This window comes from Vibrio sp. FE10 (assembly GCF_030297155.1).
In the GTDB taxonomy this organism is placed as follows: domain Bacteria; phylum Pseudomonadota; class Gammaproteobacteria; order Enterobacterales; family Vibrionaceae; genus Vibrio; species Vibrio apostichopi.
Genome location: NZ_AP028068.1, coordinates 1967078 through 1988033 on the forward strand (window position 1 = coordinate 1967078; position 20956 = coordinate 1988033).

At 47.7% G+C, this 20956-nt stretch carries 1 protein-coding gene; it reads right to left on the reverse strand.

The window, feature by feature from the left end; all coding sequences use genetic code 11:
* Position 1: 1 nt before the first annotated feature.
* The gene (locus QUF19_RS25505; protein ID WP_286301009.1) at positions 2–20947 is read right to left on the reverse strand and encodes a tandem-95 repeat protein; all 20946 of its coding nucleotides are present in this window, start codon (positions 20945–20947) and stop codon (positions 2–4) included.
* Between the last annotated feature and the right edge of the window lie 9 nt (positions 20948–20956).

A 20956-nucleotide genomic window follows, 5' to 3' on the forward strand; every position in this document is an offset into this window, starting at 1 on the left:
GTTAGATCGAGCTTTGATCGAAGTCGTTGCCTTGATCGGTTCCAGTTTGAGAATCTGAATCGAAGCTTCCAGAGTCGTCCGTGAAGTCAACACCTTGATCTTGACCACCTGAACTTGTCCAGTCGCTGCCACCAGATTCCATACCGGCCATGTCTGGTTGCTGCTCTTGAGTAGAACCTTGCATGGTGTATTGATCATCGACCTCAACTTCAACAGAACCGCTTGCACCGTCTATTGAGCTACCCAATTCGTCGTAACCTTGGAATTGGACCTCGCTAGTCCCTTCATAACCCTCAGGAAGTTCAACCGATACCGGCTGTTCTAAGTTGCCACTGATTGTGAAACTACCATCACCGTTATCCAGCGCGTTACTCACAGTAGAACCTTCAGGTAAACCAGACATCTCAGCGTAATCAACCGATTCGTTACCACTCACCTCATCTGGAATCGAGATAGAAATAGTATCGCCCGGAGCCGCCGTTACGTCAGCCACGCTGCCTTCGGCTTCAGCATCTTGAGCTTGGTCATCAGCTTGTTGAGCCACTTCCACTTGCTGCTCTTCAGTTGCTTGAGCGACTTGTACTTGTGGTTCTTCACTTTGCACTGATTCGTCGGCCACTTGGATACTTACGCTGTGGCTTGATACTTCACCGCCGTCGTTGACTTCAACATTCATCGCTAAATTGCCATCGAAGTCCTCATTAGGCCAATAAGTCCACTCGCCTTCACCAGATTCAGCAAAGAAGCCCGCATCGTTCGCGTCGGAAACATCAACAACTTGTGCTGTATCGCTCACGCCCAACTCATCCACCAGCTGCGATTCGGTGATCGTTAATGAACCATCATCCGCTAAGGCATAGCCTTCACTCGCGGCTGCTTCATCGCCACCTTGGATATCAACATTGAAGAAGCTTTCGATGCGATTTTCGCCATCGGTCGCTATAAATCCAACTTGAACATCGCCAGTGTAATCTTCAGCAGGTGTGAATTGATAGTTACCTTGGTTATCGCTCTCTATCACACCCTGACCTTCCATCAAGCTCACTGACTCAATGCTCAAGCTATCGCCCTCTGCATCACTCAGGTTCGCTAACATGTCTTGATCAGTGAACGACAAGGTTGCATCCGCTGCGATTTCAGTGGTTGTGATGCTGTTAACTTCTGGTGCAGCATTCTCTTGTGAATCGCCTTCTTTCACGACCACGCCAGTTTGCTCATCATGAAGCACGCCATCTTTATCAACTACGTAAGCAATGTCTGCTTCGCCAGTAAAGCCAGGTGCTGGGGTGAACGTCCAAGTGCCATCGCCATTATCGACAATCTCACCTTGGCTGCGGTCGGCTAGATGAACCAGTTTCACTTCATCATCGCTGTCTGCATCCACGTTCTCAGCCAATCCAATTAGGTCATCCGCGGTTAGGATGATGGAATCACCCGCTACCGTTTCGAAATCACCAGAATCGATGCCATCTTCGAACGCTTCAGGCTCATCTCCGTAATCGACCGTGGTTGCACTTACGGTTACGAAGAACTCACCATGGAAGTCTTCAGGTGGCGTCATTTGAATGTTTGAGATATCCCAATCGAACAGGTCGATGTATTGACCCGGCTCAGTGATCATCACGGTGTTCACACCATCGGTTACTTCGAAACCAACAGGGAAACCAGTCATCACTAAGTTACTTAGTGTTTCTGAATCATCGACTAGACCAACGTTCAATCCTAAGTGACCCGTTTCATCTTCACCGAACACCAATGGACCGTCATGGTCAGTTGAAATAACTGCACCATCTGCGACAGGACGTACGTACACAGGAACATCGAGAACCGTTTCGAACTCACCGTCACTTACGACAACTTGTAGGTCTGAAACGCCTGCAAAGTCACCCGTTGGTGTGAATGTCCAAGTACCGTCGCCGTTGTCTGTTACTTCTCCGCCATCTTCACCGTCGGCGGTGATGATGCGTGAAACCACAAGGTCAGCCGTATCAATGTCACCGAACAAGTTCATTAAGTCGCCAGCATCGAAGGTGAACGCGCCATCTTCGTCTGTGGTCATCATCGCGTTACCGACATTAAATGGAGCGTCGTTAACTGGAATAACATCCACATTCAGCGAACCATCAACCACTTCTTCGCCATCAGTTGCTTGATAACCCAGTTCTACCAAGCCATTGAAGTCTTGAGTAGTCACTAAGTGATACATGCCATCTGGCTGCTGAGTTAAGGTCGCATTGGCTGGAGCACGAACCGTGATGCTTTCGATGCTGATCTCGTCACCATCAAGGTCTGTGACTTGATCCGCGATGTAAGCTGGGTCAATCACCATGACCACATCTTCTTCGCCTTGCATCTCAATCGTAGGTGCTTCAGGCGCATCGTTCACTGGCGTGACATCGATGTGACCGTCGACTGAAATCGTCTCTTGGCCATCGCTAACGGTAAACGTCATTGGCACATCGCCATTGAAGTTTTCGTTTGGCGTAAATGACCAAGTACCATCTTCGTTGTCTAGCAACTCACCTAAGCTAGGGTCGATTTGTAGACCAGAAGCTGATAGTTCATCTGCGGTGTTATCGATGTCGGTAGCTTGAGCTAACAACATGTCTTGTGTGATAAGAATGGTGCTGTCTTCGGCTGTGGTTAGTTTCACATCCTCAGATTCAGGTCCATCGTTAACGGCCAGAACTTCGATACCCGCCGTTGTTGTGGCTGTTGCACCGTCATCATCGGTTACAACCACATCTAGGCTAATATTACCGTTAAAGTTCTCACTCGGCGTGAAGGTCACAGAACCATCATCGTTTTGAACCAATTCGCCGTCAGAGCCAGTGTAAGTCACGCTTTCAAGCGACACTTCACCATCAATGTCTGAACTGTTGGCAATCAACTGCTCAGGGCTAATGGTAATCGTGCCATCTTCGTTCATTTGGTAAGACGTTGAACCCGCCACTGGTGCATCGTTAATGTCCGTTACCGTCACATCAATATTGGCATCGACCGTCTCAGTGCCATCAGTCACTGTGAAGCCAAGGTTTACATCGCCATTGAAGTTCTCGTTTGGAGCAAAGCTATAAGTGCCGTCACCGTTGTCAGTGAACACACCCTCTGCGCCCGTGTAAGACACATCCGTAATCGACAAGTCATCGCCATCAATGTCTGCAGCGCCTGCTAATAGGTCTGCATCCGTGAAGATTAGCGTTCCATCTTCCTCAACGGTGAAGCTTTGGTCTGCGGCTGTCGGTAGGTCATTGACTGGGTTAACCGTTAGGTCGACGCCAGCTTGAACCGTTTCAAGGCCATCTGACACATCAAAGCTTAGGTCAATGTCACCGTTGAAATCAGCCTCCGGCATGATAGTGAATGAACCATCTTCGTTTGCTGTTACGGTTGCATTGTCACCTGCAGATAAGTTGCTTGCGGTCAGTGCATCGCCATCAACATCGGAAGCGTTCGCCAACAACTGTTCTTGAGATAGCGTAATTGAACCATCTTCATCAACCGAGTAAGCCACGTTACCTGCTACTGGTGCATCGTTGACAGCAATCACTTCAATACCAGCCGTTGTTTCAGCCGTTGCGCCATCGTCATCAATAACCGTCACATCAAGGTTGATGTCGCCGTTAAAGTTTTCATTTGGAGCGAACGTGACTGAACCATCTTCATTTTGAACCAAGATTCCGTCGGCACCTGAATAGCTAACGCTATCAAGCGACACTTCACCGTCCACATCGGAGCTATTAGCAATCAACTGCGCAGGACTCAATGTAATAGTGCCATCTTCGTTCATTTGGTAAGACGTTGCGCCTGCCACTGGTGCATCGTTAACGTCTGTTACCGTGACGTCGATGTTTGCATCAACCGTCTCTGTACCATCAGATACTGAGAAGTCCAGACTTACGTCACCATTGAAGTTCTCGTTCGGTGCAAAGGTGTAAGTACCATCACCATTGTCAGTGAACACACCCTCTGCGCCAGTGTAAGACACATCGGCAACTGAAAGTTCGTCACCATCAATATCAGAGGCACCCGCTAGCAGTTGCTCGTCTGTAAAGGTAAGTGAACCATCTTCTTCAATGGTGTAAGCGACATCTTCTACAACCGCGATGTCATTCACTGGATTCACAGTAAGGTCGGCCGTTGCAACAACCGTTTCAGTACCATCAGAAAGGTCGAAGCTAAGGTCAATGTCGCCATTGAAGTCGGCATCCGGAGTAATGGTAAATGAACCATCATCGTTTGCCGTAACGGTAGCGTTATCACCCGCAGTTAGGTTGGCAGCGGTAAGATCATCGCCGTCCACATCCGATGCTTGAGCAAGCAGTTGCTCTTGGCTTAGCGTGATTGAACCATCTTCATCCACTGAGTAAGCCAAGTCACCTGACACTGGCGCGTCGTTAACCGCGATAACGTCAATACCCGCGGTAGTTTGCGCGGTTGCACCATCTTCATCAGCAACAGTGACATCTAGGCTGACATTACCGTTGAAGTTTTCGTTTGGTGCGAAGCTGTAAGTACCATCACCGTTATCAGTAAAGATACCGTCTGCACCCGAGTAAGAAACGTCACTAACGGATACATCACCTTCAATGTCGGAACTGTTCGCAAGAAGCTGAGCATCAGAGATAATAATCACATTATCTTCATCAACGCTGTAGGTCGTTGAACCTGCAACGGGTAGGTCATTGACAGCAATAACGTCGATGCCTGCCGTTGTTTCAGCCGTTGCGCCATCCTCATCCATAACAGACACATCAAGACTGATGTCGCCGTTAAAGTTTTCGTTTGGAGCAAAGGTGTAAGTACCATCACCATTATCAGTGAATACACCATCAGTGCCGCTGTAGCTTACATCGCTGACAAACACTTCCCCTTCAACGTCCGAGCTGTTCGCCAGAAGTTGTGCATCGCTTAGGGTAATACTGCCGTCTTCTTCAACGCTGTAAGAGGTTGTGCCTGCAACCGGTACGTCATTGATTGGAACCACTTGAACATCAATGTTCGCCGATACAACATCAGTACCATCACTCACATCGTAAGTTAGGTCAACGCTGCCATTGAAGTTCTCGTTTGGCGCAAAGGTGTAAGTACCATCGCCATTATCCGTGAACACACCGTCGGTGCCTTCGTAGTTAACCGACTCGACAGAAAGGTCGTCGCCATCGATATCCGTCGCACCAGCCAGTAACTGATCATCAGTGAAGGTTAACGAACCATCTTCATTGATGGTGTAGTCGTGGTCGTAAATAACCGAAAGGTCGTTAACTGCTGTTACGGTCACGTCTAGTTCCGCTGGAGTAACCCCACCGTTGCCATCGTCTACGTTGTAGCTAATCGAGAATTCACCATTGAAGTTCTCTTCCGGTGTAATGGTGTAAGTACCATCACCATTGTCAGTGATAAGAGCGTTCTCAATTGAAACATCTCCAACACTTGGTTCGTTACCACCCGTTTCACCAGAATCATCACCTTCCTCGCCGGTTAGCAATTCAGAGATATCAATGCCGTTTTCATTCGCGAGCGCTTCTTCTGCCGTTGGTAAATCAAACGCATTCTCGCTGCCTACATCTTGGCTTGGAACAATAACGCCATTCACGATATCAAATACATGCCAATGGTCACCTGATGGGTTTTCAGATAAATCAGGGCTAAAGGTTTCAACCAATGTATCGCCAACAAATACCTGAACCTGTACATCTTCAACACCATCTACATCCCAACTTCTGCTGGTGTAGTTGTGTACTGAATAGTGCATGTCCGCATCTTGGTAGTTTGGAATGGTGATGGTTTCAGGGCCGCCACCATTTGTGTCATCTACATCTTGTTGAACAACGTTACCTTCACCCAAATCATGGCTCATGTCGCGATAGTAAATATGGTCCAGCTCATTGCCATTTTCTGTATCGTAGAGCCATAGGTGGTTGTCCATATCACGTGGGCTTTCACCCCATGTGACCACGATACGCATATCTGTTTCTTCAAGCACTTCCGATATTGCGGTTACGCCACCATTGGTATCTCCACCTGCTGGAACTAGGAAGCTGCTAGTAATAGAGCCTTCTTGTTCAATAGTCACGGTACCTTGGTCAACAACTGGACCGCTCACAGAGTAGTTACCGGATTGATCGGTCACCGCTGTGTAAGAGTGACCAGCATTGTCGGTTAGCGTCACATCCGCACCTACGATTGGATTGCCAGTTTCAGCATCCAATACAGTACCAGTAACGGTCGTTTCATCGCCCTGCTCTCCGATAATTGCGGTCATGTCATCATCTTCGATGTCAGTCGCGAATTGTAGGAGCTCTTCTTGAGTAATGGTGTATGAACCATCTTCTTCAATGGTTATCGCCACGTCAGCAGAGACAATTGGCGCGTCGTTAACTGGATCAACCGTTAAGCCTAAGTTAGCGGCAATTGGTGTGTCGCCATCGTTGATGCTGTAGGCAACATCGATGTAGCCATTGAAGTTTTCACTTGGAGTGATTGAGAATGTGCCATCGCCATTATCGACAATCGTTGCATCGTCACCGACCAAGGTTAAGTCGGAAGCGACAAGATCATCACCCTCAATATCAGCGGCATTGGCAAGTAACTGCTCCTGCGTGATAGTGATGACATTGTCTTCATCAACGTTCGCGTAAACATCAGATGTCGTTGGCAAGTCGTTGACTGGGTTTACGGTCAGATCGGCGTTCGCCACAATCGACTCGGTGCCGTCCGAAATATCAAAGCTTAGGTCGATATCGCCATTGAAGTTCGCATCTGGCGTTACCGTAAAGGTGCCATCGCCATTATCAACAACGGTTGCATTATCGCCTGCACTTAAGTTGCTTGCGGTTAGGTCATCGCCATCCACATCAGATGCTTGAGATAGCAACTGCTCTTGAGTCAGAGTAATCGAACCATCTTCATCAATGCTGTACGCCAAGTCACCCGATACCGGTGGATCGTTAATTGGAAGAACATCAATACTTGCGCTGGTGGCTACTGTCGCACCGTCTTCATCAGTCACCACTACATCGAGGCTAACATCGCCATCGAAGTTTGCGTTCGGTGCAAAGCTGAATGTGCCGTTACCGTTGTCAGTAAAGATACCGTCAGCGCCTGTGTAAGTAACGCTATCAATCGCCACTTCACCCTCAATATCAGAAGAGTTCGCCAACAGTTGCTCTGCACTGATGGTGATAACTTCATCTTCATTCACTGAGTAGCTGGTTGAGCCTGCGATTGGTGGATCGTTCACCTCAAGTACAGTAATTCCGGCGGTGGTCGCTTCTGTTGCACCGTCTTCATCGGTAACAACCACCGCTAAGCTGACTTCGCCATTGAAGTTTTCGTTTGGTGAGAAGGTATAAGTGCCGTCGCCATTGTCCTCAAACACACCATCGCTGCCAGTGTAAGTCACGCTATCAATCGCAACCTCACCTTCAATATCTGAAGAGTTGGCTAATAGCTGTTCATTACTGATCGTGATTGAGTTGTCTTCATGCACAGTGTAAGACGTGCTGCCCGCCACTGGTGGATCGTTCTCAGGCGTCACGCTCACATCAATGTTGGCTTGAACCGTATCCGTTCCATCTGAGACATTAAAGCTGAAGTTCACATCACCATTGAAGTTCTCGTTTGGCGCAAAGCTGTAGCTTCCGTCACCATTGTCGGTAAGCACACCATCAGCACCCGTGTATGTCACACCTTCTACTGTTAGGTCATCACCTTCAACATCCGTTGCACCCGTTAACAGGTCAGCGTCAGTGAAGTTAAGAACCCCATCTTCACCAATAGTGAATGCTTGGTCTTGTGGCTCTGGCGCATCATTGACAGGTGTTACCGTCAAGTCTAGGCCTGCAGCGACCATGTCTTCCCCATCGGTGACATCGTAACTAAATTCGATATTACCGTTGAAGTTTTCACTCGGTGTAATGGTGAAACTGCCATCGTCGTTCATTTGAACGGTCGCATTTTCATCATTAGTAGTTAGGTTGATTGCTGATAGGTCATCACCATCAATGTCAACAGCGTGCTCTAGCAACTGCTCTTGCGTTAATGTGATGCTGTTGTCTTCCGCTGTGACCGCGCTGATATCACCTTCTACCTCTGGTGCATCGTTCGCAGGCGAGATGTGAATCGTCACATCTTGCGTAGCTGTTGCGGTTGTACCGGTATCAACATCTGTTGATGTCGCATTGACCGTTAATACCACATCACCATTGAAATCACCTGAAGGGATAAACTCTAGCCCTGCAAGTTCTTCTGGCTGTAGAGACCACGTACCATCGCCGTTATCGGTACCTGCAGAAAGCGAACTTCCCTCTGGTACATCTTCAATCAAGATAGCGAGATTTTCTGAACCATCGGTATCCGTTAGTGCCGCATCAATATCCAGTGGCACTGGTGTGTCTTCAGTACCAATGATTTGGTAATCCGCGTCAGACACTGAGATTTCGATGTTGTCGATGCCAAACGACTCATCATTCACGCTTTGATTCAGAGTTGAACCGAAGCCAAGTTCAAGTTGGCCGTCTTCGACGGGTACCGTTAGGTTGATTTGGTGTGCTTGGTCGTTCCAGCCACTGAAGCCTTCACCTTGCGACACGCCGTGAACCACTTCGCCGACTTCATTACCTTCTGAATCGTAAAGCGTTGTTGTGCCATCTTGAGTTTGGAACGCCGAGTTGTCTAACGAAGTAAGCTCTTCGCCGCCGACAAAGATTTGGAATGACTCACCATCCCAAGAGTCGATTTCGTAGAAGCTAAATGAGATATTAACTTCGCTCACATCACTTGGAATGTCGTAAGTTTTGCTGACCGCTTCATCGCCGCCCGTACCACCGATACGACCCAGCATGTCACCCGATTCGAAGCCTTGTGAGCTTTCTGTGCCTGTGTTCCAACCATTCGAGCCAGACTCGAAGTTATCAGAAGCAATCACCAAGTCAGACGCAATCGACAGCTCTGGCATATCAACCACAGATTGAACGTCAATCGTCGCTTCTGCTGGTACTGTCGCAGTGCCGTCATTCACGTCGAACGTCACATTCACATTGCCGTCGAAGTTTTCATTCGGTGCGAATGTGTAAGTGCCGTCGCCGTTATCAACCAAAGTACCGCTATCTGAAGCAACATTTTCAACCGATAAGTTATCGCCATCAATGTCGCCCGCATTTTGCAGCAGTTGCTCTTCTGTGAAGGTAAAGCTGGTGTCTTCTTGAGTCACAAATTGTGGCTCACCAACTGTTGGTAAGTCGTTGACTGGGTTAACCGTTAGGTCTGCCGTTGCTTGAATCGTCGCATCACCATCGGTAATGTCGAAGCTCAAATCAATGTCGCCATTGAAGTCAGCATCTGGCGTGATAGTGAAACTGCCATCATCGTTCGCAGTAACGGTCGCATCACCGCCAACGGTTAGGTTAGATGCTGATAAGTCATCGCCATCAACGTCACCCGCTTGAGCAAGTAACTGCTCTTGGCTTAGGTTAATCGAACCATCTTCATCAACACTGTAAGCCAACTCACCCGATACCGGAGCATCATTCACAGGCAGAACATCAATGTTTGCTGTGGTAGTTGCGGTTGCGCCATCTTCATCGGTCACGACCACATCAAGGCTGACATCACCGTCGAAGTTTGCGTTCGGTGCGAAGCTGAACGTACCGTCACCGTTGTCGGTAAAGATACCGTCTGAACCGGTGTAGTTAACGCTATCAATCGCCACTTCACCTTCGATATCTGAAGCACTCGCCAACAGTTGCTCAGAACTGATGGTAATCACTTCATCTTCATTCACAGAGTAACTTGTTACACCTGCGATTGGCGGATCGTTCACCTCAAGTACTGTAATACCTGCAGTTGTCGCTTCTGTCGCGCCATCTTCATCCGCTACGACAACATCTAGGCTCACTTCGCCATTGAAGTTTTCGTTTGGTAAGAAGGTGTAAGTACCATCTCCGTTATCTTCAAAGACGCCGTCTGTGCCAGAGTAAGTCACGCTATCAACGGCAACATCACCCTCAATATCCGAAGAGTTAGCTAGAAGCTGCTCATCACTGATGGTAATTGAATTGTCTTCATGAACTGTATAAGACGTGCTACCAGCAACAGGTGGATCGTTCTCTGGTGTCACGCTTACATCGATATTGGCTTGAACCGTGTCCGTACCATCTGACACATCAAAACTGAAGTTCACGTCACCATTGAAGTTCTCATTCGGTGCGAAGCTGTAACTGCCATCGCCGTTATCGGTAAGGACACCATCAGCACCTGTGTAAGTTACACCTTCAACCGACAAGTCGTCCCCATCGATATCGGTAGCACCCGTTAGCAGGTCTTCATCTGTGAAGTTCAAGACACCATCTTCGCCAATGCTGAACGTTTGGTCTTGCGGCTGTGGTAAATCATTAACTGGATTCACCGTTAGGTCAGCGGTAGCAACAAGTGTGTCTGCCCCGTCGTTGATGTCGAACGTTAGGTCAATATCACCGTTGAAGTTCGCATCTGGTGTGATGGTAAAGCTACCGTCGTCGTTAGCAACAACCGTCGCGTCGCCATCAACCACCAAGTTAGAAGCAGTAAGGTCGTCTCCATCTACATCGCTAGCTTGAGAAAGAAGCTGCTCTTGGCTCAAGGTAATTGAACCGTCTTCCTCTACGCTGTATGCCAAATCTCCTGATACTGGAACATCATTAATTGGTAGGACATCAACCGTAATATGAGTATCAACTTGAGCGCCGTCTTCATCTTGAATGGTCACATCCAACTGCACTTGGCCGTTGAAGTTTTCATTCGGTGCAAAGCTACATGTCCCATCTCCATTGATAGAGAAGATGCCGTCAGGACCATCGTAGTTGATCTCAACAAGCTCAACATCACCCTCAATATCTGAAGCATTGAGTAGTACTTGAGACTCGCTGAATGTCAGAACTGAATCTTCGTCGATTGTGTATGATGTTGGACCCGCCACTGGCGGATCGTTCACTTCAAGAACAGTAATACCTGCGGTGGTGGCTTCAGTCGCACCATCTTCATCCGTCACAACAACATCTAGGCTAACTTCGCCATTAAAGTTCTCGTTTGGAGAGAAGGTGTAAGTGCCGTTACCGTTGATTTCAAGCACACCATCGCTACCACTGTAAGTCACGCTATCAATCGCCACTTCCCCTTCGATATCCGAAGAGTTCGCAAGCAATTGTTCGTTACTGATGGTAATGGAATTATCTTCATGAACGGTGTAAGACGTACTGCCCGCAACCGGAGGATCGTTCTCTGGTGTCACGCTCACATCAACATTCGCAGTGACTGTATCTGTACCGTCTGATACATCAAACGAGAAGTTCACATCGCCGTTAAAGTTTTCGTTCGGTGCGAAGCTGTATGTGCCGTCGCCGTTATCGGTTAGGACACCATCTGCACCAGTGTAAGTGACACCTTCAACGCTTAGGTCATCTCCCTCAATGTCCGTAGCTCCTGTTAATAGGTCTTGGTCTGTGAAGGTTAATACACCATCTTCGTTAACTGTGAACGCTTGGTCTTGTGCTAATGGACCGTCATTCACTGGTGAAACGGTTAGCTCTAGATTGGTAGAGACAACATCATCACCATCCGAGACATCGAACGTAAAGTTAACATCACCGTTGAAGTCAGCGTCTGGCGTTAATGTGTAAGTACCATCGCCGTTATCCGTGATGGTCACACTGTCATCATCAGTTGCTAAGTTAAGCGCTGTGAGTTGGTCACCATCTAAATCGCGAGCATTTGCCAACAAGTCTTCTTGCGTGATGATAATAGAACCATCTTCTTCCACTGTTGCTGCGACAGGAAGTGCTTCAGGTGCGTGCTCAATGTGCGCGCCTGTCGCATTAATGTAGATAGTTTGAGATACCGTTTCAGAATCATCATTCGATAGCTCTGTTGCGGTTGCAGTTACGTGAACTTCAAGCTGTTCATTGAAGTCTTCTGGTAGCTGGATTTGCAGCTCTTGTGCAATCGCCGTTGTTGGTAGCGTTACAGAACCATCTGGGCCAACAGTCACTTCACCGCTATAGATTTGGCTGTTTACCTCACCCACATCAATCGTGAAGTTGAAATCGGTATAGTCAGCGTCACCGCCTCCATAAAGATCTTCAAACCCATAAACCAGCTCGCCGTCTTCATTAACCGTGGTGCGAGTATGTTCGATACCATCTTGGTTTAGTTGAGCGCTTGAACCACCGTGGAAGATCGCGTCACCATTCTGGCCTTGAATCACTGTTTCAGTGCCATCGGCAGCAACAAAGACAAGTTGAGGATCAACCGTGTCCATGTTTGCAGGCGAACCATCCTCTGCACGGAACTCATACTGACCCTCTTGCATCGAGTCAAAGTCGTTGTGCTGATGTCCGTTTGGAATCAAGAACAGGTTGAAGCTTTCACCTTCTGCAACTTGGAAGCTGAATTGATCTTGCCCTGGGACAAGGTCACCGCCGCCACCAACTTGTGATGCGTTCTCATAAACAACTTCAACACCTGTGATGTTGCCGTCTTCGTCAACTTTGTAGTAACCCGCTGCGTTTTGGTAACCCGCGGTTTCGCCTTCAAACGTTACTGTGATTTCAGTATCGTTGTAACTGGTGATACCGTTCTCTTGGTCATTCAGAACGCCTTCGTTATCGTATTGGATAACCGAGCCTTCTGGCACACCATCTACCGTTACAGTGAGTGTCTCAGACAAGTCTTGGTCGACAAGTGCCGCTGCGATGTTCAGTTCAACAATGCCGCCTGGCTCAACCAAAATAGCTTGGTCATCAACGTTAACGCCATCGCCATCAGTAATCACAAGATCCGGCGCATCCGCGACCGCTTCAATGTGAACATTGAGATCTTGCTCTACTTCAGTTGTGCCGTCGGTCACGGTAAAGCTGAACTGTAGATCACCACTAAAGTGCTCTTCAGGAACGAAGCTGAACGTGCCGTCGCCGTTATCGGTTACTGTGCCTTCATCACCAGAGTAATTGACGCTAGTAACGCTTAGGTCGTCACCATCAATATCAATCGCACCACTCAATAGATCTTCTTGAGTAAACAGGATGCTGCCATCCTCTTCGATGTGGTACATGCCTGGTGCAACAATTGGAATGTCATTCACCGGATTCACGGTCAATGTCATATCATTAGACGTGCTCAGCTCACCATCGCTCACCTCATAAGTGAATGCGATATCACCGTTGAAGTTCTCCGAAGGTGTTACTGTGTAAGTGCCATCGCCATTGTCTACGATGCTTGCATTTGGATCGTTGGTTTCAAGTGCACTCGCAAACAGCTCATCGCCATCTTGATCGCTCGCGTTCTCTAGCAACATCTCTTGTGTAACCAGAATTGAACCGTCTTCGTCGACATCTGCAACCATTGGTGTTGCTTCTGGTGCGTCATTGACGAATTCAACTTTCAGGTCGATGTTTGCTGCCACCACATCAGTGCCGTCACTCACATCAAACGCTAGATCAACATTGCCGAAGAAACCCTGTTCTGGCGTTAGTGTGTATGTGCCATCACCGTTGTCCGTGATTTCTACCGTGTCGCTCGCGCTCGTCACATTCACAACTGACAGTTCATCACCTTCAACGTCTGTCGCTTGTGCTAATAGTTCAGCTTCGGTAATAGTAATGGCTTGACCGTCTTCCGTAGTGAAAGACATGTCAGGCACATCTGGAGCATCGTTGATTGGATTTACGGTTAGGTTAAGGTCAGCGGCGACTGTCTCAATCGCATCTGTCACATCGTAAGTAAACTCAATCTCGCCAAAGAAATCTGCGCTTGGTGTAATCGTAAAGCTGCCGTCTGAGTTTTCTACGATAACTGCATTTGGATCGTTAGTTGCTAAGTTAACGGCTTCAAGATTGTCGCCATCGACATCCGTCGCGTTCGCTAACAAGTCCTCTTGAGTAATGGTGATAGAGCCATCTTCATCAACTGCCGCTTGAATTGGACCGCTCACTTGAGGGCCTTCGTTGACAATCTCAACGTCGACTGTTGCAGTGCTTGGAGCACTAGCTTGACCATCACTGATATCAAAGGTCAGATTCACTTCACCAGAGAAGTTCTCAGCAGGTTCAAAAGTGAATGTGTTGTCACCATTATCCGTTAACGTACCTTGCGTTTGGTCTGCAAGTAGCAGGTTCTCGACATGGAGAATGTCACCATCGACATCCGTCGCGCCAGATAGAAGGTCTTTCGCTTCAATGACAATAGAGCCATTTTCTAGCATTTGGGTGTGTAACGGTTCACCTGGAACTGGAACATCGTTAACAGGCACAACCGTTAGGTCTAGGTGCGTTGCCACTTCATCAGTACCATCGAACACCTTGTAGTCGATGTCGATCTCGCCATTGAAGTTTTCATTCGGCATGAAGGTAAATGTACCATCGCCATTGTCGACTAAGTCACCGTCATCACCACCATAAGTGATGTCAGAAATCGACAACGCATCGCCTTCCACATCAGTGGTGTTTGCTAACAAGTCATCAGCGCTGAACGTGATACCTTGATCTTCATCTGTCGATAGAACAATTGGGCCAGAAACGATTGGCGCATCATTCACCGACTCGAAGTTGATGTTAATGATGTTGTCGTCGGTCAGCTCACCATCGCTAACTTGATAACCCAGTTCAATTTCACCGTGGAAGTTTTCATCCGGTGTAACCGTCCAAGTACCATCACCGTTATCTGTTAGTGTTGCATGCTCTGAGTTTTCACCCACCAACTCTAGGTTTTGAATATCAAGATCATCGCCATCAATGTCTGACGCTTGAGCTAGCAACTGTTCTTCCGTAATCACAACAGAAGCGAACTGAGCAGAACCTTCAGTATCGATAGTGATATTAGGAAGATCCGCCGTTAGCTCGATTTCGTTATCACCCGCATGGATATTCAATTCAACCGTTTCAGTAATTTCTGAACCGTCTACACCAATCGATGTGAACACGGCTTCATCATGACAAGTTTGTGACACTGTCATGTTTTGTACAACATAAGTACCATTACCTTGCACTGTACCCAGTTCAAAGTAAGACACAGGTTGGTCAACGGTTAGGGTGTAATCTGTCTCGTAATTACTTCGGTCTTCCTTGTGGTAAGTCATCGAGTCGATCAACTCACCATCATCATTGAAAGCGCGAATTTCGACTTCAGTGAAGTGACGAGACTCTTCCATGAACCAACCGCCTAAACCATCTAGGTGGAAGCTGATTTCATTGATGTCTTGACCTTCAACCGAAACAGTCAGTTTTTCATCACCGCTCAAGCCTTGACGGTCGGTATCACCGATACCATGACCAATGTGCGTATTACCATTCCACGCACCAAGCGGATCATCGTTACTTTGAACCGTAACCGTTAAGTCGCCATCCGAGAACTCACGAGTGTATGGGTCAACTTCGGTGCCCCAGTCATCAACGCTCGCGTTATCATCGAAGGTACCAATTTGCGTGGTATGTGTACCTTCAGCTAAAGCGTCTTCACTTGGTACAAAGCGCACTTCTGTGTCGGCTGGTACTTCTTGTCCAACTTCGAGTACTACCCATTCATTATCAAGATTTGCTTCGATGATGCCGTTTTCTGGCGCTTGATCCAGACGTAGTGCTGGCTCTTCACGAAGCGTCACACCAACCGTCTGATCTTCTTGAGCTTGAATGAAGATCTCTTCACCGGCTTCCGGCGCATCATTAACTGGATTAACCGTTAGGTCGAGTGTGGTCAGAACTTCGTTGTCACCATCACTGATGCTGTATGTGAAGTCCAACTCGCCATTGAAGTTCTCGGTATGCGTGATAGTGAATGAACCATCGTCATTCGCAACAATCGTCGCATCGGGGTCATTGGTTTGAAGATTAGACGCCGTTAACTCATCACCTTCAACGTCGGTCGCATTCGCAAGTAACTGCTCTTGAGTAATAGTGATTGAATTATCTTCGTCAACTTCAGCCTGTATTCCAGACGTTTCAGGCCCGTCATTCACAGCGATAACATCAATGCCAGCTGTAGTAGTCGCCGTTGCGCCATCTTCGTCAACGACAACAACATCCAATGATATGTCACCGTCAAAGTTTTCATTTGGCGTGAAGGTGTATGTGCCGTTACCGTTATCAACGAATGAGCCGTCGTCACCTGTGTAACTAACACTTGATAGAGCAACATCACCTTCAATATCAGAAGAATTCGCTAATAGCTGCTCATCACTAATAGTGATTTGGCCATCTTCTTGCACTGTGTAAGACGTTGAGCCCGCAACTGGCGGATCGTTCTCTGGCGTTACGCTGACATCAATGACGGCAGCCGTTGAACCTGTGCCATCAGATACATCGAATGAGAATTGAACATCACCATTGAAGTTCTCGTTTGGTGCAAAGCTGTAGGTACCGTCACCGTTATCACTCAGTACACCATCTGCACCGGTATAGAGCACATTTTCAATCGACAACTCATCACCATCAATATCCGATGCTCCAGCAAGTAGATCTCCATCGGTAAACAGTAATGTGCCATCTTCTTCAATTGTGAACTGTTGATCTTGCGCTTGTGGCAAGTCATTAAGCGGATTAACTGTGATATCTAGACCAACTTGAACCTCACCACCATCGTTATCGATGATATCGAAGCTCAGGTCTAAATCGCCGTTGTAATCAGCGTCTGGTGTAATGGTGTAGCTGCCATCGTCGTTTTGTTCGATGGTCGCGTTTTCATCCGTCGAAAGGTTAATAGCTTCTAGGTTTTCGCTATCAATATCCCCTGCTCGCGCTAATAGCTGATCTTGGCTTAGCGTGATAGAGCTGTCTTCGTTGATGGTGTAAGCCAAATCGCCCGATACTGGTGGATCGTTAATTGGCAGTACATCGACATTAATCTGTGTCTCTACCGTCGCACCATCTTCATCTTGAATGGTCACACCCAGTTGAACCTGACCATTGAAGTTTTCGTTTGGTGCAAAGCTGCATGTACCATCACCATTTACCGTGAAGATACCGTCTTCCCCATCGTAATTGATACCGACAAGCTCGACGTCACCTTCTACGTCTGAAGCATTCACTAGAATCTGAGATTCACTGAACGTTAGAACAGAATCTTCATCAATGGTGTAAGACGTTGGCCCTGCAACAGGTGGATCGTTCACTTCAAGAACGGTAATGCCTGCTGTGGTTTCATCAATTGCACCCTCTTCATCTGCAACAATCACATCAAGGCTGATATCACCACTGAAGTTTTCATTCGGAAGGAAGGTGTAGCTACCGTCGCCGTTATCTTGGAACACACCATCTGTGCCACTGTAGGTCACGCTATCAACCGACACCGCGCCTTCAACATCCGAAGAGTTCGCTAGTAATTGCTCATCAGAAATGGTGATCGCATTGTCTTCATTCACCATGTAAGAGGTAGAACCCGCAACTGGCGGATCGTTCTCAGGCGTCACGCTCACATCAATGTTTGCGCTAACTGTTTCTGTGCCATCAGAGACATCGAAACTGAAGTTCACATCACCATTGAAGTTTTCGTTTGATGCAAAGGTATAAGTACCATCACCATGGTCTGTTAATACACCGTCACCACCTGTGTAGCTGATGCCTTCTACTGTGAGGTCATCGCCATCAATATCGGTGGCACCGGTAAGCAGGTCCGCGTCAGTGAATTGCAGCGTACCGTCTTCTTCAATGCTGAATTGTTGGTCTTGAGGAACCGGTAAATCATTAACAGGATTAACGGTTAAGTCCGCGGTAGCTTGAACCGTGTCAGTACCATCTGTGATGTTGAATTGGATATCAACGTCACCATTAAAGTTCGCATCAGGAACAATGGTGAAGCTACCGTCATCATTGGCGGTTACTGTCGCGTTGCCATCAACCGTTAGGTCGCTCGCAGTGAGGTCATCGCCCTCAACGTCAGATGCTTGAGACAGCAATTGTTCTTGGCTCAAGGTAATTGAACCGTCTTCGTTAACGTTGTATGCCAAATCACCCGATACTGGTGCATCGTTAATTGGCAGAACATCGACGTTGATGACCGTATCAACTTCTGCACCGTCTTCATCACGAATGGTCACATCAAGTTGAACTTGGCCATTAAAGTTTTCATTCGGTGCAAAGCTACAAGTGCCGTCACCATTTACAGAGAAGATGCCATCTGGGCCGTCGTAGCTAATGCCGACAAGCTCAACATCTCCTTCGACATCAGAAGCGTTAAGTAGCACTTGTGACTCACTGAATGTAAGTACAGAGTCTTCATCAATGGTGTAAGACGTTGGGCCAGCAACTGGCGGATCGTTCACTTCAAGTACGGTGATACCCGCAGTTGTCGCATCGGTCGCGCCCTCTTCATCAGCAACCACAACATCTAGGGCGATTTCACCATTGAAGTTCTCGTTTGGCGAGAAAGTGTAAGTGCCGTTACCATTAATTTCAAGGACACCGTCACTACCAGAGTAAGTCACGCTGTCTATTGATACATCCCCTTCGATATCAGAAGAGTTCGCCAATAGTTGTGCATCAGAAATGGTAATAGAGTTGTCTTCATTAACCGTGTAAGACGTAGAGCCCGCCACTGGCGGATCGTTCTCTGGAGTCACGCTAACATCAATGTTTGCAGACACCGTATCGGTACCATCAGACACATCGAAGCTAAAGTTCACGTCGCCATTGAAGTTTTCATTTGGCGCAAAGCTGTATGAGCCGTCACCATGGTCTGTAAGTACCCCATCAGTCCCTTCGTAACTGATACCTTCAACTGTTAAATCATCACCTTCAATATCGGTTGCGCCTGTAAGCAGGTCTGCATCGGTAAATTGTAGAGTTCCATCTTCTTCAACACTGAATTGTTGATCTTGAGGAACGGGCAAGTCATTGATTGGATTAACGGTTAGGTCAGCAGATGCTTGAACCGTATTCGTACCATCTGAGATATCGAAGCTGATATCGATGTCACCATTAAAATTCTCATCCGGAGTAATAGTAAAGCTGCCGTCTTCGTTCTGAGTGACTGTTGCGTCACCATCAACCGTTAGGCTACTTGCAGTTAGGTCATCGCCTTCCACGTCAGATGCTTGAGAAAGCAGTTGCTCTTGGCTTAGACGGATAGAGCCATCTTCATCGACTGAATAAGCTAAATCACCAGAAACTGGCGCGTCATCAACTGCGGTTACGCTTACATCGACGTTCGCTGAAACCGTATCGGTACCGTCAGACACATCGAAGCTGAAGTTTACATCGCCATTGAAGTTCTCGTTTGGAGCAAAGGTGTAAGTACCATTGCCGTTGTCGGTAAGAATACCGTCACCGCCATCGTAGGTAACCCCTTCAACAGACAGGTTGTCACCTTCAATGTCTGTCGCGCCGGTTAGCAGGTCAGCATCGGTGAAGATGAGCGTGCCGTCTTCTTCAACACTGAATTGTTGATCTTGAGGAACAGGCAAATCATTAACTGGGTTAACCGTCAGATCTGCAGAGGCTTGAACCGTGTTGGTACCATCGGAGATATCAAAGCTGATATCGATATCGCCATTGAAGTTCTCATCTGGCGTGATGGTAAAGCTGCCATCGTCGTTTTGAGTAACGGTCGCATCACCACCAACCGTTAGACCACTAGCAGTTAGATCATCGCCTTCAACATCTGATGCTTGAGACAGTAGTTGCTCTTGGCTTAAGCGAATCGAACCGTCTTCATCTACCGAGTAAGCTAAGTCACCCGACACTGGCGCATCATCAACCGCAGTTACGCTTACATCGATGTTTGCTGAAACCGTGTCAGTACCGTCAGACACATCGAAGCTGAAGTTTACGTCACCATTGAAGTTCTCGTTTGGCGCAAAAGTGTAAGTACCATTACCGTTGTCGGTAAGAATACCGTCGCCGCCATCGTAGGTAACACCTTCAACAGAGAGGTTATCGCCTTCAATGTCTGTCGCACCTGTTAATAGGTCGGCATCGGTGAAAACAAGCGTGCCATCTTCTTCTATTTCAAACGTTTTACCTTCTGGTACCGGTGCGTCATTAATAGGACGAACCGTTAAATCAATTGCGCTGCTTATTGTTTCTTGACCGTCACTGATATCAAAAGTTAGATCAAGTTCGCCATTAAAATCTGCAGAAGGAACAACAGTGAAAGTGCCATCACCATTATCTTGAACCGTTGCATCTGCGCCAACTTGAACATTTGAAGCAACCAATGCATCGCCATCAACATCACTTGCGTATTCGAGTAATTGTTCTTGAGTGAATGTTATGGAACCATCTTCATCCATGATGTAAGCCAGGTCTTGTTCAGCTTCTGGTGCATCATTTTCGCTTTCTACTTTGATTTTGAACGTTTCGCTTACCGTCTCTGAATCAAAGTCGTCTTCTACTTCACTGATGGTCTCTTCGTCAGAAGCTTGAACATCAACGGCGAATGTCTCTTCTACCGTCTGTGAATCTAAATCATCACCGACTTGTTGGTCGTCTGACTCAGAAGATGCAGCACTTGGAGCTGCAGACGTACGTGCAGCTTGGCCTTGCTCTTCGTTACCTTCAGCGCTCGAAGCACCTCCAGAACCTGCGGCATTTTCGCCACCGACAGCTTGAGCGCCAGCACCCGCTCCGCCGCCACTACCAGCTGCATTATCTGAGCCGGCTTCAGAAGCCGCACCGCCAACTACATTGGATTGGGCTGCATCTGAGTCTCCATCGCTTTCTGGTGTCTCTTCTTGAACAGCCGCACCAGAAGCCGATGCTTCTTCCGCATTACCTGCACCACTTGGATTGTCTTCCAACGCTTGGTTAACTTCGTCTGCTGCATCCGTATTTTCAGCACCCGTCGCTACCGTCGACGCAATCGTGTTCTGTTGATTTTGTTGATTCTGCTGTTGGGAGGGCGTACCCGCGTCGTTCGTGTCCGTCTGTTCTACCGCGTCATTGAGATCTTCATTTTGGTTGTTTTGGTTATTTTCGCCTGCCATTACAGCCTC